The organism is Phaeodactylibacter luteus (assembly GCF_007993045.1).
GTDB lineage: Bacteria > Bacteroidota > Bacteroidia > Chitinophagales > Saprospiraceae > Phaeodactylibacter > Phaeodactylibacter luteus.
On record NZ_VOOR01000068.1, the window covers coordinates 1 to 24,270 of the forward strand.

Consider the following 24,270-nt stretch of genomic DNA (forward strand, 5'->3'; position numbering starts at 1 on the left):
AATGCGGCATTTGGGTTTGCGCCCAGAGGTTGGAGTACATTTAAACCTGGCAGCAGCGCTACAAAGCGTAGGAGCGCTACCGCCTTTTGGACCCAAAAAAGCCCTACTTTATGAGAACTTTCTTCGCTGCCCTATTGGGCATGGCACTTTTTAGCGCAGGCCTGCATGCGCAGGCAGAGCAGCAGATCCGCGAACAGCTGCAAGCTTATTTTGAAGCGACAGAATCCAAAGACTGGGCGGCTGTCACCGACCTGCTCTACCCTCCCCTCTTTGAGCTCGTCCCAAAAGCGGATATGATTCAGATGTTTGAGGATATGGAGGGCAATGGCATGGTCTTCAACATGCAAGACTTCAAAGCGCAGGCCATCAGCGAGGTGTTCCGCTACGAGGGGGAAGCATTTGCCAAAGTAGACTATATCGGGCGGATGAGCTTGCAGTTCACCTCTGAAGCCATGCAGACGCCGGAGATGACCGGCATGATGAAGGGCAACCTGGAGGCTCAGTATGGGCTGGACATGGTGGAGCACGACCCTAAGAGCCATACCTTTACCATCAAACTGAACAAAAGCCTGTTAGCGGTCTCCCCGGAAGGGGCGGGCACATGGTCCTTCATCGAAGCAGAGGACAGTGCTGGCACGTTGCAGCAGGTGCTCCCCGCTGCTGTGCTCCGCCATTTCAGAGGCTGAGCAAGCCCATCTGTAGGCCAATGAGGCGCTCGGTGGAGCATTTGGCTGGCGCCGGGCTAGCGATGCGCAGGGGTGGCAAGCCCGATAGGGCCGAGCGGACAGCGAGCCCCGGAGCGTAGCGGCACACGCCCTTAGGCGGGGGCAGCCCCCAAAAATACAATGCCCTGCCCTGCCCTATGCTGCTCTGTGTGCAGTACAGTAGTCAGAGCTGCCCCTTTAGCGCTTTGAGCTCCTGTGGGGTGAGGTCGCGCCAATGCCCGGGCTTCAGCTTGCCCAGGTGGAGGTTCATGATGCGGGTGCGCTTGAGGGTCAGGACTTGGTAGCCAAGGGCTTCGCACATCCTGCGGATCTGCCGGTTGAGCCCTTGGGTAAGGATGATGCGGAACCGGTTCTGTGCTTCTTTGTGGATGGTGCAGGGCTTGGTGACGGTGCCTAAAATGGGTACCCCTTGGCTCATTTTCACCAAAAAACCCTTTGTGATAGGCCGGTCTACGGTGACGACGTACTCTTTTTCGTGCCCATGCTCTTCGCGCAAGATCTGGTTGACAATATCCCCGTCGTTGGTCAGCAGGATGAGCCCGGAGGAGGCTTTATCTAAGCGCCCAATGGGGAAGATGCGCTGTGGGTGGCCCACAAAGTCGATGATGTTGTCGCGGTCGCGGCGGTCGGTGGTGCTCGTGATGCCCGGCGGCTTATGCAGTGCGATGTAGACTTCCCGGGGCGCGCTCCGCAGCGGCTTGCCATCTATCAGCACTTTGTCGCCTGGCAATACGCGGTTGCCTTTCTGAGCCGGTTGCCCGTTGATCTTCACCCGGCCTGCCTCCAGCCAACGGTCGGCCTCTCTACGGGAGCATACGCCTGTACTGCTGATGTATTTATTGATGCTGATGGAGTTGTCCTCTGCCATAGGCTTGCTTCGGTCGGTTGGTAAAAAACAGGGCGCTTAGTGCAGCTCGATCAAGGTCACGCCGTCCCCGCCCATTTCTTGGGGAGGGTGGCTGATCTCCATTTCCTGCTTGTACTCCCGCAGCTTTCGCCGGACCGCCTCGCGCAGGGCACCGGAGCCTTTGCCGTGGAGGATTTTCAGGTGCCCGGCGTTGGCGATGAGGGCGCGGTCTACAAAATCCTCCACGACTTTGAGGGCTTCCTCGTAGCGCATGCCGCGGATATCGAGCTTGGAATTGAAGCCGGCCGGGGTGGAAGCCGTATCCGACTGCACACTGCGGCCGTTCTGCACATCGAGGGGGGCATTGGCGTGCTGCAGATCACGGAGCTTGATGGTCATCCGCATCTGCCCCATGGTGACCACGGCTTTTTTCTTTTCTATGGCCTCTACGGTGCCGGTGGCCCCTCCGGTTTTCATTTTCACAAAATCCCCCACCTTGATCTCTTCCTTTTTCTTGTCTTTGACGGTAGGCTGGTAGTAGATTTTTTCCCGCAGGTCTGTCACTTGTTCGGAGAGCTGTGCGCGCTCCTGCTTGACCTGTACAGAAAGGGCTTTGGCTTTCTCCAGGTTTTGCTGCTCTTTGATTTCCCGGATGAGGCGCTCCATATCGCGGTTTTCGCGGGCGGTCTGCTGCAAAGCCTGTTCTTTGGCTTCGAGTTTGACTTTTTTCCGGCGGTATTCCAAGTCTTTGTGCAGCTGCTCATAATTTTGGATGAGCCTATCGAGCTTGGCCTGTTTGTCCCGGAGCGCAGCCAGTTTTTCCTCAGCCTCCTGCTTTTCCTGCTGCAGCTCAACGAGGAGCTGATCGACGGCTTTTTCGTTTTTGCCGGTACGGTGTTTCGCATAATTGAGCACCCGCTTGCTCAGCCCGCTTTTCTGAGCGATCTCGAAAGCGTAGGAACTGCCGGGCCGCCCTACCTGCAGCTCGTAGGTAGGCGAAAGGGTGTCTTTGTCAAAATTCATGGACGCATTGACGATCCCCTGTGTTTTGAAGGCAAAAATTTTCAAGTTGGAATAGTGGGTGGTAATGACCCCATATACTTTTTTCTCATTGAGCTCTTTGAGGATAGACTCAGCGATGGCCCCGCCTATTTTGGGGTCGGTGCCAGAGCCGAACTCGTCAATCAGCACTAGGGACTTCTCTCCTGACTGCTCCAAGAAGTTGCGCATATTCTGCAAATGAGAGCTGTAGGTGCTCAGGTCGTCTTCCAAGGATTGCTGATCGCCTATATCCGCAAAGATCTCCTCGAAGATGCCCATTTCAGTTTCCCCATCGGCCGGGATGAGCAGCCCGGACTGCAGCATGAGCTGCATCAGGCCTACAGACTTCAGGGTGATGGATTTGCCGCCGGCGTTGGGGCCGCTGAGCATGAGCATGCGGTTGCCCTTGAAGAGGGTAAAATCAAAGGGGATGGTGGCTTTGTCCAAGCGTTTGTTCTTCAGGTACAGCAAGGGGTGCCGCCCTTGTTTGATGGCGAAATGCGGGTGTTGGAAGAGCTTGGGCTTCACGGCATCCATTTGAATGCCAAGCCGCGCCTTTGCTTGCACCAGATCGAAGCGGACGATCAGCTCCTGATAGTGCCGGATATCCTCACGGTAAGGGCGCAGCTGTGCGCTGAGCTCCCGCAGTATCCGGTAAACTTCCCTCCGCTCTTCCGTTTCCAGGTCGAAGATATCGTTGTTGATGTCGATAATGCCCTCGGGCTCTATGAAAGCCGTTTTGCCTGTGGTGGATTCATCGTGGATGATGCCTCGGATGGAGCGTTTGTGCTCCGATGGCACGCTGAGCACCCGCCGGCCGTTGCGGAAAGACTCCACGCTGTCTGTCAGCCAGCCTTTGGAGCGGTACTGATTGATGATGACGCGGAACTTCTGCTCCAGCTCTTTCTGCTTAGAGCCCAGCATACGCCGGATGCGCATCAGCTCGGGGGAAGCATCGGGGCGGATATTGCCTTCCTCATCAATGACCGCCTCTATGGCCTTGTTGAGCTCATCATTGAAAGACAGATCGCGCAAGATGCGGTACATATTGGGGTAGGCTTCCCGGCGGCGGGCATTGAAAAAGCGGAAGATATCCCTGGCTTGCAGTAGTATGGTGTTGATGCTGCGCAGGCCTTCCACCGCGAGCACATAGCCTTCTACGCGGAGCATATCGAGCTCTTCGTCTATGGCTTCGTAAGCCCGTATGGGGAAATAATCGTTGTGCTCATAGGCATACTTATACTCTTGGGCTTCGGCCAGGCTCACTTCAATTTGAGACATCCGGCTTGTGGGGCGGGCCTCCCTGGCCAATTGCCGCCCAGGCTCCCCCAAACACTCCCGCTCCAACAATTGGAGCACCTTATCAAACTCAAGCTTCTCGTATAAATCGTTCGGTAACAGTTGCATGTGTTGATTTTACACCAAAATTCCCCATCAGGGCAGCCGGGGCCATCTCCTGGGGTGTGCAGATAACTTCAAAGATAACAGCCAAGTTCCCGCCAGGTTTAGGGAAAGGCTATTTACAGCGCGGCAGGGCTTATGGCCGTTTAGGGCTTGGGCATTGTAAGTCTGCTGTCATTTTACAGGCCGAAAATTAACAAAATCAACGCTGCGGGTATAATTTTGCTGCCAGCTGGAAGCATCCGGCATATTATCACATTAAACAACCGTATTGTGGCTGGGAACACCTTTGGGCAATTATTCCGAATTACGACTTTTGGCGAATCTCATGGCCGGGCGATCGGGCTCGTGGTAGACGGCTGCCCGGCCGGGCTGCCTGTAGATGAAGCTTTTGTGCAAGCTGAGCTGGCCCGCCGCCGCCCTGGGCAGTCCAAGATTGTGACGCAGCGCAAAGAAGCCGATCAGGTCGAATTTTTCTCGGGCATTTTTGAAGGCCAAACCACGGGCTCGCCCATCGGCATGGCCATTTTCAATGCAGACGCCCGCTCGAAGGACTACAGCCATATCGCTGACAAATTCCGGCCTTCCCACGCCGACTACACCTACCACGCCAAGTGGGGCACGCGAGATTACCGGGGCGGCGGCCGCTCTTCTGCCCGAGAAACGGCAGCCCGCGTGGCCGGCGGAGCCCTGGCCAAGCTGTTCCTCAAATCTTACGGCATTGAAGTGCGGGCCTACGTCAGCCAGGTAGGCCACCTGTCGCTGCCCGGCTCTTATCAGGATGTGGACCTTTCCAAAACAGAGGACAACCCGGTCCGCTGCCCAGACATGGGCATGGCTGCAAAAATGGAGCGCTTCATCAAGGAAGTGCGCAAAGCTGGAGATACGGTAGGCGGAGTGGTAAGTGCCGTTATAACAGGCTGCCCGGCAGGCTTGGGCGAGCCCGCATTCGATAAGCTGCACGCCGATTTGGGCAAAGCTATGCTGAGCATCAACGCTTGCAAAGGCTTTGAGTATGGCTCTGGTTTCGAGGGGGTGAGCATGCGGGGCAGTGAGCACAACGATGCTTTTCAAAACCAAGATGGGCAAATTGTGACTACAACCAATCACTCGGGCGGCATTCAGGGCGGTATTTCCAATGGCATGGACATCTACTTCCGCGCCGCGTTCAAACCGGTGGCGACCATCGTGCCCCCCCAAGCTTCCGTCAACGAGGCCGGGGAAGCGGTCACGGTAGAGGGCAAAGGCAGGCACGACCCCTGTGTAGTGCCAAGGGCCGTGCCTATTGTCGAAGCGATGGCTGCGCTCACCGTCGCCGACCACATCTTAAGGCAGCGGTCGGCGCGCGTATAGGGCATTGCTGCTCAATACGCCCCTCCAATCGGGCGGTTGTCCCACTCTGGCCGCTCTTCGAACGCCGGCAACCGCTGAGGCACGCTAGTGAGCCCTGCCGTATCGGTCAGGCTCTCCATAAAGGCCACCAAGTCGCTAATTTCTCTTTCGGTCAACCCCAGGGGGGTATCCGGCAGGGTCTGATAAGGTACGGTTATGCCCATGCCTGCCCCTCCGCCGAGGTTGTAAAAGCGGACGACCTCTTCCAGGGAAGCATACACCCCATTGTGCATATAAGGGGCTGTCAGAGCGGCATTGCGCACTGTTGCCGTTTTAAAGGAATGCCTATAAAACGGCGCCTGATCAATAGGCTTATAGCTGGCGAACCGGCCTAGGTCAGGGTCCAAAACAAGGCTGTCGGGGCCTGTTGCAGCTTTGGGGACACCGAGCACTTCCGATTCGCTCTCCTGAAAATAGGGCGGGACCGTGCCATTGAAGGCAGGCGCAAAGTGGCAGGTGCCGCAGTTCGCCTTTCCCATAAAGAGGTCAAAGCCCCGCTTGGCGGCTTCCTCAAGATCTTCCCTTTCGCCGCGCACATACTGATCGAAGGGGCTATCGAAGGAAGCCAAACTGGATACATAAGCGGCCAAAGCATTGGAGATAGACCATTTGGACAGCACGTACTGTGGCTGGCCGGCATAGGCTTCCGCAAAAAGCTGCCGGTATTCGTGGCTCTGCCCCAGTTTCTCGATGATCTCCAGGAAATCCGTATTGAACTCCCGGCTGTCGCGCACTACATGCTTGACCTGCCGCTCCAGGTTGGGCTCCCGCAAGTCATAAAAATAATGCTCTGCGTACACACTATTGATCAGGCCCGGCGCATTGCGCTGAATGAAGCCCTCCCCATTCAGGGCCAAGCTTTTGGGCAAGCCGTCGGAGAAGGCTTTTCCGGGCTGATGGCAGGATGCGCAGGAGCGCTCGTTATTGTGAGATAAGATGGGGTCAAAGAATAGCAGTTTACCAAGCGCTGCCCGCTTATCGGTGAGCGCCCGGTTGTCCATATTGGCGTAGTAGCTGGCATTGAGGACGCCGTTGGCAAAGATATTGGCCGACCGGAAATTCAGGGCGCTCGGCCGGTCGGATACCTCGTCCAGCAATTCTACTTCAAGGGCTTCCTGCGCTTCAAGGGCCAGGCGGAACAGCGGGTTGATGTACTGCTTCAGCATTTCCAGCCTGCTGAAGGACCCAAAATCATCGGCCTGCTGCAAATGGTGAGCCGCATCGGCCATAAGCATGCGCAGCTCCTGTGCCAGGGCTGCGTCTTGTGCTTCCAACAGTGGCAGATAGGCCATAAGGGCTTGGTTGGCACCGGCCAGGGCCACGGCCGCCTCCGGCAGGGCAGCGCCTGAGCCCGGCGTATCAAAACCGGTCAGCCCAAGGGAGAAAATGCGGATCAGCTCTAAGCGGTAAGCCTCAAACACGAACCGGTGCTGTAGGGGGGCATTCCAAAGATAGGCCTTCACATGGCCCACTTCCTTTCGGAAAGCAACAGCCAGCCGTGCTATTTCGGCAGCTTCAGCCTGTGGGCTATTGCCAAATACCAGCTCGTCCAAAACCTGCAAGCCGACCGGCTCGATGATGTTCACCTCGGGCACCTTGGGCTCTACGCTCAGCAATGGAGGGCCGTTGAGGTATTTCTTGACTGCTTCCCGGTCGTGGTACTCTAAAAGCAGCTCAATGGTTTTAAATGCTTTTCGGGCAGACAGGTGAGCTTGCTGCAGATCGCTCAGGCTGAGGCTCCCCTCTTGAAAGGCCTGGGCGGCCCGCTCGTAAGCTTCAGCACGCTGCTGGAGGGCAGCCATCTGCTCTTGAAACTGCGCCTTGACCTGCCGCAGGGCTTCTGCCGCAGTGTACTGCCGGGGCTGTACAAACCCAGACAAATGGACAGCCAATAATAAGATGGATAAGTATAGGATTCCGGAAAGTGTAGCCTTCATGGTCATTGGTATTATGGTTTACAAAAGCAGCGGACGGAAAGCCAAGGGAAAGGGCGTAAACCAGTTTGTCTTTTTTTCCTGCCCCCTCCGCAAGGATAGGGGCCTGCCCCTGCCATCGGGCAGGTGCCGCTATGCTACGGGGCTCGCTGTCCGCTCGGCCCTATCGGGCTTAAACCCCTTCGCAGCGCTAGGCCAATGCCAGGCTAGTGGTCTGTCAAGTGTTAATTCATGGGTTGAGCGGGAGCGAATTTTGAGGCTAATCAAGGCGGATGTTCCCGCGCATAGCAGCGCTACGTAAGGGGTTGTCCAACGAAGAGTAGCCTCAAAAGCCGCCGCAGGCAACCCCTGGTTTTAGCCTTGACAGACCACTAGAGCCCCAAAAGCATAACCGCCTGCGCGGTTTTGGCTTACGCCTAGGGGAAAGGGCAGCACCCCGAAGAGGTGCTGCCCGTGCAATCGCTTTTGATTGTGGCCAACCCTTTCAGCAGTTGGCGGTAGATTTCAGCAAGGATGGCCTATTCTACAATCAGCTTTTTCGTTTCGCCCTCTGCAGTCTGCAGGAAGTATGCGCCAGCAGGCAGGTTGGACACATCCACCTCGCTGGTATTGCGGAATACCTTCAGGCGCTGCCCGTTGGCATCGTAGATGGCCAGGTCGCTGGCTTTGCTCAAGAACACCTTGCGCGTAGTTGGGTTAGGGAAGATCTGCAAGCCTTCCACCTCTCCGAACTCAGGCTCCTGCAGGTTGGTCAGGGTCACCTGATCAAAACCATGTATGGCGTAAGTCAGCGAGTGGTTGAATGGGAAGGGGTTGGCAGAGCTGGGGTGCTGAGAGTTGACCAGCAGCGACTTGCCGTCTGAAGTTGGCTGGGCGCCAGTCACTTCCGCACCGCGCGGTACGGCAGAGATGCGGATCAGGTCATCTACAGATGGGTTGTCAATGCTCAGGTCGAGCAGCCAAAGCTCACAGGTGCTGTTGGCTACACCGGCAGGCACACGCCCGTAAGAACGGCCATTGAGGTCTTCACAGATCACGAGGAAAGACTGCCCGTCGATGGTCATGACGTTCAGGCCATCAGGGTTGGAGAGGTGCTTGCTGAAGTAATCCGCTTCAGAAGGGCTTGTCTCCTCGTCCCACTCAGGGCCACCTTCGATCCAAACGTAGTTGGAGTCGATAGCAGGGTCATAAACCCATACCCGGCCGTAGTAGTCTGGATAATCGCTGCTGTTAGGGCTGTCGAGGCCTTTGCCTATAGCACGCTCCATGTGGTAAGGATCGTGTACCGCGCCTGCTGCGTTCTCATCTGCCCAACGGCTGCCCGGCTTATCGCGGCCCGTTTCTGTCCAGAAGATTTTGCCTGTTGCAGGATCGATGGCCACCCACTCTACCCGGTTGTACATGGTGCCTTGGGCAGCGACAGCTTCATCTGCAAAGTTCAGCATTTTCTGAGGGTCGGTATTGTCCACTTCCACCCACTTTTCAGGCAAGTCGTGCTTGTAGACATACAGCTTGCCCTGGGTAAAATCGCCCGGCTCGTCGGCTACGAATTTGCACCAGAAAGCAGGCGTCGCATCTACACCAAGGTAGATGGTCTTGTTGTCCAAAGATACCGCTCCCCCTTCAAAGCCCTGACGGCCGAAGTTGTACTGCTTACGGATGGCTTTTGCCTGGCGTGGGTCGATCTCGACCATCCAGTTGAAGTTTTCAAACTTCTTGACTTCCAGCCCGTCAAACCCTTCAATGTCAGAAGAGATCAGGTAGTTGGAAGTATCGCGCACGCCTTGGTTTTCAGCGCCCCCCGGAGATTTCGGGTAAGCCCCAGAGCCAGCGGTGCCAGAAAAGCCGCCGTTGTAGATAGAGCCGTTGTTGCTCCGGAACCACTCCTCAGCGGTCCAGATGCGGCCATCCACCACAGAAGTGATGCCGCCACAGTTCATGCCGGTCTCCCCTACTGTGTTCACAAAATCGACGTTGAAAAACTTGCCAGCGCGGCCGTCTTCCAGTTCTTGGTCTACCACATTGAGCAGCCCTGTGATGGGGTCGCGCTCAACGCGGAAAACCGTCATGCCGCCACCGTCGCCGATGCGGTTGTCCTGGTAAATCATCTCGTGGTTGACAGAAACCCAGCCCAGGGATTCGCCCGTCTCATCAGGGGTAAAGCCGATGAAGTCGTGCCATTCCTTGGCGTAAGCAATGCCCGCCTCGTAACCGTAAGTGGGGGTAGTCTGAACCAGGTCTACACCTCCTACAAAAAGAACCTGCATGGAAAGCGGGGAAGGCGGCATCAGCACTTCGTCCGTGATATAACCTGCAGGGATGTCAATCTCCTCTGAGAAGATTGTCTGTTGTGCCTGAACTGCGACGGCACAGAAACCACAAAAGAGCAGAGATAGTACTGCTTTTTTCATGTTGGAAAAGATTTAGTGATCGAATTTTGGCTTATGCCGTCAAAGATCACCACGGGCTGTTAAGTGAGGGTCAATTCATCGTGAGGCTTTTGTTATAAAAAAGTAAAGCTATTGTTAATAGTAGGCTCGCTCAAATCTAATCTTGCAACCATCAAAAACGACCACACATACTGTAATTAAACCTCATTATTATCCATTTTTTCTTTGGCAGTTTCGTACTTTAGGCTGAACAGACGAAAAACTTTATTTCACAAGAAAAAAAGCGCTATGCTAAAAAAATTACCCTATTTGTTGACTTTCGCCCTTGTGCTGCTGGCCCAGTCTGCCCTTTTCGCACAACCAGCCAACGATGAATGCGAGAGCGCAGTGCCCATCACTTCGGGCACGCATGAATTCACCACTGTCGATGCTACGACCGGCTCCACAGGAGCCTATCCGGCTACTTGTCCGCCAGACGGGGAAAGCACCTCAGATTCCCTTTACAATGATGTGTGGTTCATATATACCGCAGACTTCACAGGGACCGCCCGGTTTTCTACCTGCGGTACAGCTGATTACGATACCAACGTAGCCATCTACGAAGGCAGCAGCTGCCCGCCCTCCCCAGATGATATTGTCACGTGCAATGAAGATGGCGTAGACGACGAGGGCGAAGGGTGCGCAAACTTTACCTCCATTGCCACTTTCGAGGTTGCTCAAGGCGAAACCTACCTCATTCAAATCGGCGGATGGGCCAGTGAGAGCCCGGGCGACGAAGGCAGCGGCACCTTCTCTATCACCGAGATCACACCGCCCAGCGGCCCAACCAACGATGAGTGCGTAGATGCTATCCCCTTGGATTTAGGCGAAATGGACTCCGTAGTGATTGCGTTCAACAACATCGAGGCTTCCACTGGGCTGCCACAGCATGCTGTGCCCCAGTCCTGCTTTGAAGAGGGGGAAGAGTTTGTTTATAATGACCTATGGTATTCCTGGACCGCGACCTTCACAGGGGGCTTGGAGTTTTCCACTTGCAATACGGCTTCCTTTGACTCCCGCCTTGCCGTTTATGAAAGCAGCGTCTGCCCTCCGGACACCAGTGCTTTGGTCGGCTGCGGGGACGATGAGTTCTCGGAAGCTGGCACTCCTTGTGGAGGGTTCACTTCACGGGCGCTTTTCAATGTGGAGCAAGGGGTAGACTACCTTTTCCGCCTTGGCGGGTGGTCGTCGAGCAGCCGCGGGCAGGGGACTTTCCTCGTCAAGCGCATTGACCCCGTACAGCCTCCTGTAAACGACAATTGCGCTAATGCGCTTGATGCGTTCATCATCACCCAAGAAGCTGCTGACAACTTTGATGTCATCTTCGAAGGCACTAATCAGCTGGCCTCTGGCCAGCCACAGTTCCCTACCCCCCTATGCAACGACGATGGGGACTTCTGGGACGTTTGGTATAGCTTCAACTCTGGCAACAATACCGACATCACCCTGCGGTTCAACAAGACTTCCATAAACGCTGAATTTATCGTAGACCTGTTTACGGGCTGTGGCTCGCAAGCCGACCCCGTAGAGGGGCCTTATTTTTGTATAGAGACGGAAGATTTCAATAATACCTTCCTGGAAGTGAACCTGCCCAACTTCCCCGGCGAGCCCACCGAGTATCTACTCCGCATTGCCACCCGGGTTACAGCTGGGGATATGCCCGGAGATTTTTGGTTCCAGCTTGTGGGCGAGCCCATCTCCAGTGTGGAAGAGCTCCCGCTATCCTACTTTCAGCTATTCCCCAACCCTACTCAGGGCCTTGCTACCCTCAGCTTTGTAACAGATGTGCCCCTTCAGCTTCAGGGCGAACTGGCCAACGCTTTAGGGCAAACCGTGAAACGCTTAGATTTCGGAAGCCTCCCTGCAGGCCCGCAGCGGCTCGAAGTACCTACTTCCGGCCTCCGGCCTGGCATGTATTTCCTCAACCTCCTGTCTGCCGATGGAAAGCGCAAGGCCGTCAGGCTGATGAAACAATAGCTGCTTTCAAATGCTAAAGGGGGCTGCGGGATTATCATCCGCAGCCCCCTTTCCTTTTACACTCCGCTCCCGATTAGGACAGCCCGGAAGGTTGGCTGGACAAATCAGCGCCTCTGGCCAGGGCTCCACTACCAAAACAGCACCCCGGCCAAGCCTAACTTTAGCGCTTTACTGTGCGCTATTCGATGTACAAGTTGAACTCCACCCGCCGGTTGAGCAATCGGCCATTTATCCTGCGGTTGTTGGCGATAGGCTGGGATTCGCCAAAACCTTCAAAAGACATCCGGCGGGGGTCTGCCCCAATGCTAACAAGGTACTGGAAGCAAGACTTCGCCCGTTCTTCAGAAAGCACTTGATTGGAGCGGCTGTCGCCTACATCGTCTGTGTGCCCGTAAATCGCCAATTTGTAGGCCGGGTAGCGGTCCATAATGGCTTTGATCTGATCTAGTATCTCCCTAGATTCACCCAAGAGGGTAGCCTTTCCCGGTTCAAACTGCACAGCGCGCATGGCGATATCCAGTGTTTCCTGATCAGCAGCAGAAACCTTTGGGCAACCTCTGTTGGAAACATCGCCCACCTCATCTGGGCAAGCATCGAGCCCATCGTGCACGCCATCGCCATCGGTATCCGGGCAGCCATCAATCAAGCCAGCTACGCCAGGGCACATATCAATGCTATCCGCAAAACCATCACCGTCTCCATCGGGGCAGCCGTCTGCCGAAGCTGGCCCGGCCTGATCCGGGCAAGCGTCCAGATCATTGGCAATGCCATCGCCATCGCGGTCCGAATCGGTTGGGGAGGGAGTGCCAGCCGCCTCTTCTTCGGGGCAGCCGTTAAGGGAAGCCAGGCCAAACTGTTCTGGACAATCATCCTCTTCATCAGCAATACCGTCTCCATCCTCATCCGGGCAGCCGCTACCGCTAGGCACACCGGCCACTTCCGGGCAGTCGTCATCATCATCCGCTATGCCATCCCCATCGGTATCCGGGCATCCGTTGAGTGCTGCGAGGCCAGCCACTTCCGGGCAATCGTCATCATCATCCGCAATCCCATCTTCATCAGTATCGGGGCATCCATTCAGCGCAGCTACGCCAGCCACCTCCGGGCAATCGTCTTCCGAATCGACCAGGCCATCCTCGTCTGTGTCCGGGCAGCCATTGGTCTTAGCCGGGCCCGGGCGGGCAGGGCATTCATCTTCATGATCTGCAATGCCGTCGAGGTCGGTATCCGGGCAGCCGTTCGTGGCGGCAGCACCGGCCTGATCCGGGCACTCATCAATAGCATCAGAAACCCCATCCCCGTCGCGGTCCGAACGGCCGAACTTGTAGAGATAGCCAACGCCCAGCTGTATGTTGTTGCGGTTTTCTTCCTGAGAAATGCGATATTCCCCCTGTAGGTTAAGGTAAGATTGCGCCCCAATCCTAACGCTGAGGCCGGCACCGGCGGGGAACTGTACATTCTGCCCCAGCTCTTGCTCGATGGTAATGCCGCCGCCGCCCATAAGGTAAGGGATGATGCGGGCCTGATCATCGGCCGGCAGCTGTAGCTGCAACACCCCTTCAGCAGAAAAGAAGGTGCGGTTGTTGATGTCGTCATTAACGTTGATCACGCCCGATTTCAGGGGGATGCCGATATTGAGCCAGGGGAGCAGGGAGCGGTAGTAGCCAATTTCCAGGCCATTGGTGATCTTCAAGTCTTCTACATCATTCGCCCGGCCATAGTCCAAGAACAGCAGCTTGGCGGAAAATGCATTTTTGTTGGCTTCGTTTTGGGCTTGCAGGGCGTGCGTGCCTGCCAGGAGCAGGAGCAGGAGGAATAATTTTCTCATACGTGTAATTCGGTTTTGGAATATGTAAAGGACGGCAGTGCTTTCGGGTAGTCACTTGCGCCCTGTGGGAATCTGGGAAATTAAGCGCGTATTGGGATTTTGGTCTTCTAATCAAAAAATTGTCCCGCTGTCTAGCGGGACAGATCGATTACTCAAGTCCCAACACGCTCTAAGTACTGGCTTTCGCCAAAATTAATCATCTGCTGATTTTTTTACGGGAAGCGCCCTAAAATGGTTGCACAATTTTACCAACACTATCGCTCTGGGCGTGAACTAAAATGTCCGCAGTCGTATATGCTTTTGGGGCTCTAGTGGTCTGTCAAGGCTAAAACCAGGGGTTGCCTGCGGCGACTTTTGAGGCTACTCTTCGTTGGACAACCCCTTGCGTAGCGCTGCTATGCGCGGGAACATCCGCCTTGATTAGCCTCAAAATTCGCTCCCACTCAACCCATAAATTAACACTTGACAGACCACTAGCCTGGCATTGGCCTAGCGCTGCGCAGGGGTGGCCGAAGGCCAGACCCGACGCCCGTAGGGCGAGGGGCCGAGCGGACAGCGAGCCCCGTAGCATAGCGGCACCTGCCCACTGGCAGGGGCAGGCCCCTATCCTTGCGGAGGGGGCAGGCAAAAAGCGGCAATCTGGTTTGCGCCCATCGCTCTTATGAGCGCTGATATCCTATTTTAATATTTGCACATAAAATAAAAATAGCTATTTTAGCCCTCGGCAAAATATTCCTCTCCCGGCTACAACCCGCCCTTACTTTTATTTTCCAGCAATCAAACAAGCCAAGCAAGTGGGCACTTCAGCTTTTCAGGCTGGACCGGCTGTACCTGCATTTTACTAACCAAAATAGCTACTTACCTACTTATGACACTTCGACACGCATTATCCGGACTGGGGCTCGCCGTACTGGCTTTCGGCTGTTCCAAAGAACCGCTCAGCACCTCTGCTACGACGCAGGCAGGGGTTGAGCCGATGACTCAAACAGAAATGGACCAGATTGTGGAAGAGACGCTGCACCGCACCAACACCGTCTTTTACTGGTCTGATGCCTCCGACCGCATGCTCTGGAGCGCAAGCGTGCGCTCAGACTCCATGATGTCATTGGGCTATCAGCCCGCAGGCTTCGAAAACCTCAACGAGGTTATACATGAAATCGATGTGGCGGCAGCGCCTTGGTCGGACGTACGGCAGCGGCTTATCGATTTTGTGGTCTCGGAGACCAACAAGGAGTTCCCTGGGCTGAAGGTGACTGCCCAAGACCTGGTCGCCAACCCTGAAGAAGCCTATCTCCCGACGATCGACATCAAGATCTTCAGCCAGCACATCATTGAGCAGCTGCGCGGCATGGAGGAGGTCCGCTACATCGAGCCCATGGGCTATGGCATAGCCACCCTGGAGTCTCGTAGCGATGCCGGCTGCGGGGTTTCTGCGGCATCCAATCTAAACAGTGCGGACTTCACCACGGTCAGCCCCAACGCCAAAATCCCCTGGAACTTTAGCCATCCTACTATGAATGTGCCCGGCGCTTGGTCGCGCAGCACTGGCCGCGGCATCAAAGTAGCGCTCTTGGACACCGGCACCTCCCCCAGCCAAAGCAAACTAGGGGGCGCCTTCAATAGCGGGCAATCTTCAGGCCGTACCCTTCAGCGCCTCGGCACGCATGTCAGCGGCTGGTGGTGGTGGGCTTCGAATGACGGCCCGGACGACGACTGCGGGCATGGCACACAGATGGCAGGCCTGATTGCTGCACCGCGCAGCTCCGGGGGCTCGTCTCTTGGCGTAGCTTACAATTGCGACCTGAGGGCCTACCGGGCAACGACGGATGTGATCATCAATAGCTCAAGCGAAAAACAGGGCGTACGCGACGCATTGGTCAACGGGGCCAACGATGGCGCGGTGCGCATATTTAGTATGTCCATCGGTGATGTCTTCTTTAGCAGTACCGTAGCAGACGGCGTGCGCTACGCGTACAACCGTGGCAAACTGCTCTTTTCTGCCGCAGGCACCTCTACCACCTTCACCAGCTGGTACGGGGTCATTTTCCCGGCCACTATGGCAGAGACTGTGGCGGTCACCGGCATACGCGACAACCTCACGCAGCGGTGTAATACCTGCCACGACGGCCCTCAGGTCGACTTTGTGGCAGTCATGCAGCGGGCTTCCAATACCGACCGGACCAGCCTGACCCTCGCGCTTAGCGGCGATCAGCCGGCCTATGTTGGGGGCTCTTCTGCGGCCACGGCTACCACAGCGGGCATTGCAGCCCTGGTCTGGGCGACCAACCCTGGGCAGTCCCGCACACAAGTCATGAACCGCCTCAAAGCGGCCTCTTCCAATTTCCCTAACCGGGACAACAACTTTGGCTGGGGCACTATCAATGCCGCATTGGCTGTGCAATAGGCTGAATGCAATAGGCTAAAAGCAAAAGCGCCCTGCCTGGGATCATCCGGGCAGGGCGCTTCAATTGGGCTCAGCCTAAGGCCTACTCAAAAAAGGTATCGTAAGATCCAGATGATTTCCCGCTCTGCCGAGCCTCTGGGCGAGCCCTCGGGGCATCAAGGTCAAGGGTATCGGAAGCGCCAGACTTGCCCTCCATCAGCATGAGCGTGCTTTCCTTTTCCCACTTTTCGAGCATTTTCATGCCCTCGTCCTCAAATACCCCCTGCTGCAGGTCGATAGAGTTCATAAGGTTGGAGGACAGCTCCATGAAGCGCTCCATCTCCCCTACTTTGTTGGCCACATCATCCGTGATGGCTTCCATAGCCGCATCGAACATGGCACGCTTGTCTGGATCGCCAGACATAACAGCCATGGCAGACTTCATGGCAGAGTGGGAAGTACGGATGGCTTTTCGCTCCTGTTCCTTAAGGTTGACCTGGTCTTTGGTATCTTCCAGCAGGATTTCAGAGTTTTGGTGCATTTTTTTGAGGATGCGGTACATCACATCCATTTTATTCAGCAGGGCACCGTATTTTTCATTGCTCTCCTTGAGGCGGGCTGCCTTCCGGGTAGCTAAGACGACCTGACTGTCCATCCCTTTTTCCCGGGCGGCGCTGGCCAGCTTCATCTGCTCATCTATAGTGCGTTCGTTTTCCTCGGTAAGCGTCTGCAGTTTGCGCATCTGCCCGCGCAGTATGCCAATCTGCTTGCGCATTTTCACCAAGTTGCTCTGCAAATCCTCCACATAGGATTTCAGCACCCCTATCGGATCGATCTGCACGAACATGCCCGTAACGGAGCGCATAATGCTCTTGTACATATACCAGACCAAATTGCGCATGCGGGGGTCGAGTATCATATAGACGACGGCCGCCAGCACTGCCAGGAGGATGGCCAGGTAAAGGGTATTTTGCACGAGGGCCAGGATAGCGCCCATATTGACCGCCAGCAGATAGCCCCCGCCAAGGATGAGGGCGCCCAAAAAGACGGCACCGGTTACCCCTTCGGGGCGTTTCCAGAAAGATTTGGGCTTGAATTCGGATCGGTCGAAGCCGGAAGTGGTATCAGTCATAAGTTTGGTCTTGCTTGTAATGGTTTAGAAAATGCGGCCGTTTGGCCAGCTATCCCTGCAAACTCCTGAGCCATGCCGTATTTCCAACGGGGCGGCCAGGCTCAAAGGTAGCTGGAGATGTTTTCTATGTCCCGCTGGATTTCATTGGTTATGCTCTGCAGGGCCTGGTCGAAAGAAGCTTTAGTCGAAAGCAACCTGGTTTTGGCGTCTTCGATATGCTCAGCGGCATGGTCTATGGTATGTTGTGCCTGCTGAATGCGCTCCTCCAGTTTTTGGATTTTCTGCTGGAACTCTTGGATTTGGTGGCGATACTCGACCACCTGCTGCTTCATCTTTTCTACCTCCTGCTGTTTGGCCTGCACACGCTGCTCCATCTGCCGGTTTAGCGACTGCTGGAACTGTGCCTGCTCGCTTTTGAGGACCTTGTCATAATGCGCCGCAGTTTTCAATAGCTTTTCCTTGGTCAGCCCCATGGTGGAAGCTGTGGCAAAAGCCGAGCGCAGAGCGGTAGGCTCATCCATATCAAGCTCTTGAAGGCGGCCTAGGGCCTGCTTGAATTCAATATAGTCAAAGCCGGGCAAGTTTTCGCGCGCAAGCGCCTGCGTGAGGGCATCAATACTGCGGTCATCGAGCCCGTGATGGGCCCCAAACAGGGCTTTTAAATCTTTTTGCATGCTATTCAGGGAAGTTTTTCCGTCGTCATTTATAGGATAGCTGCCGGGCAATCGCCCCAGCAGTTTTGCGTTCTTACAAAATAACACAAATCGAATGAAAAAGGCTTATATTTTTCGATATTCCCGGATGAGCCTTCGATAAGCGCCCCTTATCTCATTTTTTCCAGAAAAAACCTGCTGATTTTTTGAACGCCCTCCCTAGGCAGGTTAATTAAGCATTGAACATCATACCGACGAGGCAAAGAGATCATAAATGACGGAAACGCTTAAACCATACCGCGAACAGCTGGACGAGGAGCTGATGTCTGCCGTTCAAAAAGGCAGGGAAGCCGCTTTTAACGAGTTGTACCAGCGGTACGGCGGCAGGCTCTACCGTTATTTCTACCGAATGCTGGGGCAAGACCCCGAGAAAGCCAGCGACTTCGCCCAAGATTTGTTCATGAAGCTGATTGAGCGCCCGGAAGCATTTGACACCGGCAGGAAGTTCTCCACTTGGTTCTTTGCGGTAGCTGCCAATATGATCAAGAACGAATACCGTCGGATGGGGCGGCAGCCTGGCACTAGCGCCCTGACCGAAGAAGTGCCAGCCACTGCCTCCGACCCAAAGCTTTTCCAACAAATAGACGCCCCGGTAGAGCGGGCTTATATCGAAAAAGCAGTCGGCACGCTCAGCCCCAGCCACCGCGAGGTTTTCCTGCTGCGCTACCAAGAAGGGCTGGATATCAAAGAGATCAGCAGTATCATAGGCTGCCCGGAAGGCACCGTGAAGTCCAGGCTGTACTATGGGCTGCAAAAACTAAACCAACAGCTACGGAGCGTGCTCCGATAACCGAAAATCAAGTTGCTATGCTTAAAATGACACCGGAAATAGAAGCACTGCTGGCTCGAAAGCCTTATCCTGCACTTACCGAACGGGAAATGGAGCTGGTGGAATCTCATGGAGGGCGATCCGCTTACGAAGCGATGCGGGAGACCATCCTGGCTGCACAGCAGCTCTCCGAAGCCCCTGCCCCGCCCCCACAATTGCAGGGCCGCTTACAGGCTGCTTTCCGTTCCGCTTTCCAGAAGCGCAATGTGCCCCTTAGCGTGGTGCAGTTGCCCTTTTGGCAGGCCGCTGCTGTAGCTGCACTGCTGCTCTTGGCCGGGCAGGCTTTGCGCATGGGGCCAGCTTATGCCAGCGCTCCGGCTTTCGCCCTGCAGGCCCAAGACTCCGTCTGGCTGGAACGCCTGACGACGATAGTGCATGATACCGCCGCCTTTGTCTTCCCGCCGGAAGGGGATGCCTGGGAGCCTGCTACAGCCTCTGCTGCCAGCCATGTACTGCCGAAAAAACTGCAAACCGCTTACCTCAAACGAGAGCCTGCTGTAGACACCCCCGGCTGGGCCAAGCGGGCTGCAATTGGCGGAATGCCGCTCCTGCTTTCTTCAATGGCCCTTCATTGAGGCTGATTTATCAAAAAACCCTGTACCCAAATAGGTCAAATCAAGGATGAAGGGCTATTTTGAGGGAAAAAACCGATGCGCCAAAATTCTCAGCTTCCCCTCACCCTTTTAATGTTGTGCTTTATGGCTTTTTCCTGTCAGGACAGCCCTGCTCCGCCGCCGGAGTACGCCTCCTTCGAAGATTACCCTGTTTACGAAGGGGATGACCTCGGTTTAGCATACTCCCCTGAGCGGTCTGCCTTCCGCCTGTGGTCGCCAGCAGCTGCGGATGCACGCATTCACCTTTACAGCCATCCCACTGAAGGGGGGCCTGACCGGACCGTCCCCCTGAAGAGGGATGTCCAGGGCACCTGGCTGGCTGAAATCAAAGAAGACCTGCTTGGCATGTACTACACCTTCCAGGTACAGCACGATGGGGAATGGCTGGAGGAAGCCCCTTCACCTTATGCCAAAGCAGTAGGGACCAATGGGGTGCGGGCACAGGTGATCGACTTGGCCGCGACCAACCCTGACGGCTGGGGCAATGACCGGCGCCCTAAACTTTCGCAGCCAACTGATGCCATCGTTTACGAACTGCACATCAGAGATATTTCTGTTCATCCCGGATCGGGGATAACCCACAAAGGCAAGTTCCTGGGGCTGGCCGAAGAGGGCACGCAAACCGCCGAAGGCATACCCACCGGGCTCAGCCACCTCAAAGAAATGGGCATCACCCATGTGCACCTCCTGCCTTCCTTTGATTTTCGGACCATAGATGAGAGCCGCCTCGATGAAGCACAGTACAACTGGGGGTACGACCCTCAAAACTACAACGTGCCAGAAGGCTCCTATTCCATGGATCCCGCGGATGGCGCTTCCCGTATCCGGGAATTCAAAACCATGGTCAAGGCGCTGCACGATGCCGGCATAGGCGTCATCCTGGATGTCGTCTACAATCATACGGGAGCGACACAGGAATCCCTCTTCAATCAGCTCGTGCCCGGTTATTACTACCGGCAAAGAGAGGATGGCAGCTTTTCCGATGCTTCAGCTTGTGGGAACGAAACCGCCTCCGACCGCCCTATGGTGCGGAAGTTTATCGTAGAATCCGTGAAATACTGGGCAGAAGAATACCATCTTGATGGCTTCCGTTTTGATCTTATGGCGATACACGATATTGAAACGATGAACGAGGTTGCCCAGGCGCTCCACCATATCGACCCCAGCATCCTTGTTTATGGGGAAGGTTGGACAGCGGGAGATAGCCCTTTGCCAGTTGAACGGCGTGCGCTTAAAGCTCACACTGCTGAAATGCCTGGCATTGCCGCCTTCAGCGATGATATCCGGGACGGGCTCAAAGGCAGCGTTTTCGAGCATGAGCAGCGCGGCTTTGTCAGTGGAGCGCCAGGGCGCAAAGAGGACGTCAAGTTCGGGATTGCCGCTTCTGCCCGCCACCCACAGGTCGACCTGCAGCAAGTCTCATACACGGACCGCTTCTGGGCAGGGCAGCCTACTCAAACCATGACCTACGTTTCCTGCCACGATAATCATACCCTGTGGGACCGCCTGGCTATCTCCTGCCAAGATGAGCCGGAGGAGGAGCGCATCAAAATGCACCGATTGGCCTTGGCTACCGTACTGACCGCTCAAGGCATCAGTTTCCTACACGCTGGCACCGAAATGCTGCGCACTAAGCAAGGCGTTGAAAATTCCTACAATGCCCCAGATTCCATCAACCAGATAGACTGGAACAGGAAAGCCGTCTACCGCTCAACGGTAGATTACGTAAAAGGGCTGATCGCTCTCCGCAAGGCCCACCCTGCTTTCCGGATGACACATACCGACAGCTTGCAAAAGCACCTGAAATTCCTGGATACGCCTGGCGACAACCTCATTGCCTACACCCTTTCTGGCCATGCCCATGGCGACAGTTGGGCGCAGATCTTAGTCGTGCTCAACGGGCAGCCCGGCCCTGCGGAAGCCCCCCTCCCCCAAGGGGAATGGACAATTGCAAGCGATGGGCAGACTGTTTCGGAAGAGGGGCTCGGAAAAGTGAACGGCCCGTCCGTGAAAGTCCCCGGAAGGACCGCAATGATATTATTCCAATAGGCTCGGGCAAATACCGTTTTCAACTACGTAAATGTACTATCTTGAGCTAGCAGGATGCTGGCTACAGCCCTGCGGGCCCTAAATAGGCTGCACAGGGCATAACTAGTGCGGCAAGACCTGATTGTTTTATCGTCTTCCCACGCTTAAGCTTTCTCTAGTGCGTGCCCTTTGATTGCCAAAAATACGGCTCGGCCCACTAGCAACTGCTATTTTGCCGCCAAGGCAACCCTGATCATCCTCAACACTTCAAAGCACTACATACCTCTATGCTAGACATCCAAAAAAGGCTGACCAACGGTTTTTACGTCATTTTGAGCCTGCCCGCTACAGCTATGGGCTTTGCCCTCTCGGTACAAATCTCAGCCCTGAGCTTTATCCTCAGTACGCAGTACCACCTTGAGATTGAGGACATCGGGCTGGTCTGGGCTGCCGGCCCAATAGCCGGCATCATAGGGCAAGTCCTGATTGGCGTCATCAGCGACAACGTATGGTTCCTCAATGGGCGGCGGCGGCCCTTTATCCTTATCGGCGGCATACTAGCAGCTTTGATGTTGCTGGCCCTGCCCAATATTGGCGTCATTGCCGAAGGGATGGGGGTAGACGGCATCCTTGGCGTAGCCATAGCAGTAGCCTTGACGCTTGACCTTGCCATCAATATCAGCTTCAACCCTACCCGTTCTGTCATCGCTGATGTCACACCGGAGGGCAAAGCCCGCACCAAAGGGTATACGTGGATGCAGACCATCTCGGGCACCTTTGGCGTCCTCGCTTATGCGGTAGGCGCTATCTGGGACAATTATGTACTGATCTACACCGGAGCGGGGCTTGTGCTTCTGTTGTCTGTCCTTCCTGTGTTTTTTATAACAGAGCCGCGTTCTCTTAAAGCGGAGGAAGGAGCTGAGCATGATACAAAAACACCCGGATTTTCGGCCTTAGAGGCACTTTTGGCAATCCGCCCGCTTTGGGGGTTTTTGCTGTACGCAGTTTACGGCATCGTGCTGCGGGCCATGAGCCTAGATATTGAGGGCTACCTGGTAGAAGGCATTTGCCTGGCGCTCACCCTTGGGCTGATGGCTCAGGCCCTGATGAAAAGCGAAACAGGGAAAAGCAAAGCAGAAGCCGGGCAGATCGGGTTTCAAAAAGTGCTTGCAGCACACGCTTTCACCTGGGTCGGCGTGCAAACGATGTTCGTTTATATGTTCTCCTATGTTCAGTACAGAATGCCGGAGCTGGGCCCCACGGACATGGGCCGGGTCGTCTCTATCAGTTTCCTCATCCTCAACGCAGTAGCAGCCGTGCTCCCTGCCACCATCCTCGAGCCCCTGGCCAGCCGGATCGGCCGGGTCAAAACGCACATGGCTTGCATTGCCATCATGGCAGCAGGGTATGCCGGCATGGTATTTTTGGGCTTCACGCCTCTGCTAATTTATGCAATGATGGGCGTGCTTGGCGTAGGCTGGGCAGCGACCGTCAGTTTGCCCTTCGCGATCATGTCGCAAAAAGTAGACCAAGCCAAAATGGGCCTTTACATGGGGCTGTTCAACCTCTCAGTCGTCCTGCCACAATTGGTGGCCAGCTTGGGGATAGGGCAAGCCATCGGGGCTGCAGAGAATAAAAACCTGGTGTTCATACTCTGTGCAGCAAGTTTGGGCATTTCAGCCCTTGGCTGGGTATTAGTCAAGGAAGAACAGCAGACAGAGTAGCCTACAGCGTCACCATTTATAAATTTTAGCGTCGGGCGTAAACTTAGCCCTGATTTCCCGCAGGGCTTCGTCTATCTCATCCTCCGTGGTATACGTGCGCTCTATGCCTACCCGTGTGAGCCCCCCTTCTTTTTCGGTATATGGCGCGTAGCCTGCATCATAGATCTGCTTGACCAGGCGGTTCACATTTTCAGGGTTCCCGAATACGCCTACCACAATGACATAGGTCTTTTCGTTGGGCGGCAATTGGGGCGCTTCCGTAGCATCGGCAGGAGGGGGCGTTTCCTCAGTGGGCATTTGCCCCTCCATATCCCCCCCAGCCCCACTTTCTGCCTGGGGCTCGACTTGCCCAGGCTTGACATTGAGGCGCTCCTCGCCGGGCAGTGCCTGAGCGGCCTGCCCGGCTTCGTTGCCCCCGTTAAAAAGCAAAGCGTAAACGGCAAAGACAACCACGACAAAAGCCAAGGCAATGATCCCGATCAGGCCGTAATTTGAAAACTGCTGCTTTTGCTGCGGCTTACGGGTTACCGGAGCAGCTTTTTTCGCCCCTTGGGGGCCAACCTTGCCGGAAGCCTCAGCCCTGACGACCGGGCTGTAAGACAAGGTGGGGAGCCCAAAAGCCTCTTCGCTGAAATTGGTCTGCCCCGGCAAAAATTGCAGCTGCTTTTCAAAATCGCGGTACAAACGCCCTACCTCGGGCAACACTACAATCTCCTGCCGCTCTAAAGAAGAAACCAAGCCATCTACGTAAGCCTTTACCGCAGCCTCAGCTTCGGAATGGCTCAAGCCAAACTGGGCCGCCGCTGCATTGGCCAGCACCCCATCATTGGCAACCAGATTGGGGTTGAAACGTACATCGGCCCCCGGGGGATGGACTTCCCCCTGCACCTGATCGGTCACTGCTGGCCGGTAGCCCGTTTGAAAGCTCCCCAGGCCGGGCAGCGCTATGGTCTGGTTCTTGCGCAGCAATGGCGCAATCAGCGCGCCAATCTTATCGGTATCGAGCGTAGTCATCTGCTGTTTTTATTTGGGACGAATGCAGCCCCCATAGGTTCTGCTTCGTAAAGGTGCAATTTTTGTCCTAAATAGCCAAGCTGGCTCAGTAGCAGCGGGCGCAAACCAGGTTGTTGTTTTTTTTGCCTGCCCCTGCCGCAAGGATGAGCCCTGCTGGCAGGTGCCGCTATGCTACGGGGCTCGCTGTCCGCTCGGCCCCTCGCCCTGCAGGCCTCGGGTCTGGCCTTCGGCCACCCCTGCGCAGCGCTAGGCCGATGCC

The 24,270-nt window shown here is 55.5% G+C and carries 16 protein-coding genes; 8 read left to right on the forward strand and 8 right to left on the reverse strand.

Features of this window, described 5'->3' with window-relative positions:
- Nucleotides 1-110 precede the first annotated feature (110 nt).
- Entirely contained in the window at nucleotides 111-686 is a 576-nt protein-coding gene (locus FRY97_RS19845) for a hypothetical protein (protein ID WP_147169363.1), read from the forward strand.
- A 202-nt stretch (nucleotides 687-888) separates the two neighbouring features.
- Here the strand turns inward: FRY97_RS19845 and rluF are convergent, their stop codons facing one another.
- Nucleotides 889-1,593, reverse strand: coding sequence for a 23S rRNA pseudouridine(2604) synthase RluF (gene rluF / locus FRY97_RS19850; RefSeq protein WP_147169364.1), 705 nt, complete (start codon nucleotides 1,591-1,593; stop codon nucleotides 889-891).
- A gap of 36 nt (nucleotides 1,594-1,629) precedes the next feature.
- On the reverse strand, nucleotides 1,630-4,020 hold the full coding sequence (locus FRY97_RS19855) for an endonuclease MutS2 (RefSeq protein WP_147169365.1): 2,391 nt from the start codon (nucleotides 4,018-4,020) through the stop codon (nucleotides 1,630-1,632).
- 267 nt (nucleotides 4,021-4,287) lie between these two features.
- On the opposite strand from FRY97_RS19855, the gene aroC reads away from it, so the two are divergent.
- Nucleotides 4,288-5,367 carry a chorismate synthase gene (gene aroC, locus FRY97_RS19860; protein WP_147169366.1) on the forward strand — a complete coding sequence of 360 codons (1,080 nt, stop codon included), beginning with the start codon at nucleotides 4,288-4,290 and terminating at the stop codon, nucleotides 5,365-5,367.
- Between the two features lie 11 nt (nucleotides 5,368-5,378).
- Here aroC and FRY97_RS19865 read toward each other — a convergent pair whose 3' ends face one another.
- Together FRY97_RS19865 and FRY97_RS19870 are read right to left on the reverse strand one after the other, a co-directional pair.
- Nucleotides 5,379-7,349, reverse strand: a complete 1,971-nt coding sequence (locus FRY97_RS19865; RefSeq protein ID WP_147169367.1) for a cytochrome c peroxidase — start codon at nucleotides 7,347-7,349, stop codon at nucleotides 5,379-5,381.
- A gap of 509 nt (nucleotides 7,350-7,858) precedes the next feature.
- Nucleotides 7,859-9,751 (reverse strand): alkaline phosphatase PhoX, encoded by a 1,893-nt coding sequence (locus FRY97_RS19870; RefSeq protein ID WP_147169368.1) that lies wholly within the window; start codon nucleotides 9,749-9,751, stop codon nucleotides 7,859-7,861.
- 267 nt (nucleotides 9,752-10,018) lie between these two features.
- Here FRY97_RS19870 and FRY97_RS19875 point away from each other — a divergent pair, with 267 nt between their 5' ends.
- Complete coding sequence (locus FRY97_RS19875) at nucleotides 10,019-11,746, forward strand: T9SS type A sorting domain-containing protein (RefSeq protein ID WP_147169369.1); 1,728 nt, start codon at nucleotides 10,019-10,021, stop codon at nucleotides 11,744-11,746.
- Between the two features lie 178 nt (nucleotides 11,747-11,924).
- Here the strand turns inward: FRY97_RS19875 and FRY97_RS19880 are convergent, their stop codons facing one another.
- Nucleotides 11,925-13,574: an OmpA family protein gene (locus FRY97_RS19880; protein ID WP_147169370.1), complete on the reverse strand. Its 1,650-nt coding sequence runs from the start codon at nucleotides 13,572-13,574 to the stop codon at nucleotides 11,925-11,927.
- An 868-nt stretch (nucleotides 13,575-14,442) separates the two neighbouring features.
- On the opposite strand from FRY97_RS19880, the gene FRY97_RS19885 reads away from it, so the two are divergent.
- A complete protein-coding gene (locus FRY97_RS19885; RefSeq protein WP_170254772.1) occupies nucleotides 14,443-15,978 on the forward strand; it encodes a S8 family peptidase in 1,536 nt (511 codons plus the stop codon).
- An 82-nt stretch (nucleotides 15,979-16,060) separates the two neighbouring features.
- Here FRY97_RS19885 and FRY97_RS19890 read toward each other — a convergent pair whose 3' ends face one another.
- The gene (locus tag FRY97_RS19890; RefSeq protein WP_147169371.1) at nucleotides 16,061-17,089 is read right to left on the reverse strand and encodes a hypothetical protein; all 1,029 of its coding nucleotides are present in this window, start codon (nucleotides 17,087-17,089) and stop codon (nucleotides 16,061-16,063) included.
- 101 nt (nucleotides 17,090-17,190) lie between these two features.
- Entirely contained in the window at nucleotides 17,191-17,763 is a 573-nt protein-coding gene (locus FRY97_RS19895; protein ID WP_147169372.1) for a hypothetical protein, read from the reverse strand.
- Between the two features lie 253 nt (nucleotides 17,764-18,016).
- Here FRY97_RS19895 and FRY97_RS19900 point away from each other — a divergent pair, with 253 nt between their 5' ends.
- From FRY97_RS19900 to FRY97_RS19915, 4 genes are all read left to right on the forward strand, one after another.
- Nucleotides 18,017-18,592, forward strand: coding sequence for an RNA polymerase sigma factor (locus tag FRY97_RS19900; protein ID WP_147169373.1), 576 nt, complete (start codon nucleotides 18,017-18,019; stop codon nucleotides 18,590-18,592).
- A gap of 17 nt (nucleotides 18,593-18,609) precedes the next feature.
- The gene (locus FRY97_RS19905; RefSeq protein WP_147169374.1) at nucleotides 18,610-19,206 is read left to right on the forward strand and encodes a hypothetical protein; all 597 of its coding nucleotides are present in this window, start codon (nucleotides 18,610-18,612) and stop codon (nucleotides 19,204-19,206) included.
- A 123-nt stretch (nucleotides 19,207-19,329) separates the two neighbouring features.
- Nucleotides 19,330-21,294, forward strand: coding sequence for a type I pullulanase (gene pulA / locus FRY97_RS19910; RefSeq protein ID WP_246141848.1), 1,965 nt, complete (start codon nucleotides 19,330-19,332; stop codon nucleotides 21,292-21,294).
- A 266-nt stretch (nucleotides 21,295-21,560) separates the two neighbouring features.
- The gene (locus tag FRY97_RS19915) at nucleotides 21,561-22,997 is read left to right on the forward strand and encodes an MFS transporter (protein ID WP_147169375.1); all 1,437 of its coding nucleotides are present in this window, start codon (nucleotides 21,561-21,563) and stop codon (nucleotides 22,995-22,997) included.
- Nucleotides 22,998-23,006: 9 nt separating this feature from the next.
- On the opposite strand, the gene FRY97_RS19920 is transcribed toward FRY97_RS19915, so the two are convergent.
- Nucleotides 23,007-24,011, reverse strand: a complete 1,005-nt coding sequence (locus tag FRY97_RS19920) for an HU domain-containing protein (RefSeq protein WP_147169376.1) — start codon at nucleotides 24,009-24,011, stop codon at nucleotides 23,007-23,009.
- Nucleotides 24,012-24,270 lie beyond the last annotated feature (259 nt).

Coding starts and splice junctions, on each gene's coding strand:
- FRY97_RS19845 (WP_147169363.1), top strand. CDS start 111: ATGAGAACTTTCTTCGCTGCCCTATTGGGCATGGCACTTTTTAGCGCA.
- rluF (WP_147169364.1), bottom strand. CDS start 1,593: ATGGCAGAGGACAACTCCATCAGCATCAATAAATACATCAGCAGTACA.
- FRY97_RS19855 (WP_147169365.1), bottom strand. CDS start 4,020: ATGCAACTGTTACCGAACGATTTATACGAGAAGCTTGAGTTTGATAAG.
- FRY97_RS19865 (WP_147169367.1), bottom strand. CDS start 7,349: ATGACCATGAAGGCTACACTTTCCGGAATCCTATACTTATCCATCTTA.
- FRY97_RS19870 (WP_147169368.1), bottom strand. CDS start 9,751: ATGAAAAAAGCAGTACTATCTCTGCTCTTTTGTGGTTTCTGTGCCGTC.
- FRY97_RS19875 (WP_147169369.1), top strand. CDS start 10,019: ATGCTAAAAAAATTACCCTATTTGTTGACTTTCGCCCTTGTGCTGCTG.
- FRY97_RS19880 (WP_147169370.1), bottom strand. CDS start 13,574: ATGAGAAAATTATTCCTCCTGCTCCTGCTCCTGGCAGGCACGCACGCC.
- FRY97_RS19885 (WP_170254772.1), top strand. CDS start 14,443: ATGACACTTCGACACGCATTATCCGGACTGGGGCTCGCCGTACTGGCT.
- FRY97_RS19890 (WP_147169371.1), bottom strand. CDS start 17,089: ATGACTGATACCACTTCCGGCTTCGACCGATCCGAATTCAAGCCCAAA.
- FRY97_RS19895 (WP_147169372.1), bottom strand. CDS start 17,763: ATGCAAAAAGATTTAAAAGCCCTGTTTGGGGCCCATCACGGGCTCGAT.
- FRY97_RS19900 (WP_147169373.1), top strand. CDS start 18,017: ATGACGGAAACGCTTAAACCATACCGCGAACAGCTGGACGAGGAGCTG.
- FRY97_RS19905 (WP_147169374.1), top strand. CDS start 18,610: ATGCTTAAAATGACACCGGAAATAGAAGCACTGCTGGCTCGAAAGCCT.
- pulA (WP_246141848.1), top strand. CDS start 19,330: ATGGCTTTTTCCTGTCAGGACAGCCCTGCTCCGCCGCCGGAGTACGCC.
- FRY97_RS19915 (WP_147169375.1), top strand. CDS start 21,561: ATGCTAGACATCCAAAAAAGGCTGACCAACGGTTTTTACGTCATTTTG.
- FRY97_RS19920 (WP_147169376.1), bottom strand. CDS start 24,011: ATGACTACGCTCGATACCGATAAGATTGGCGCGCTGATTGCGCCATTG.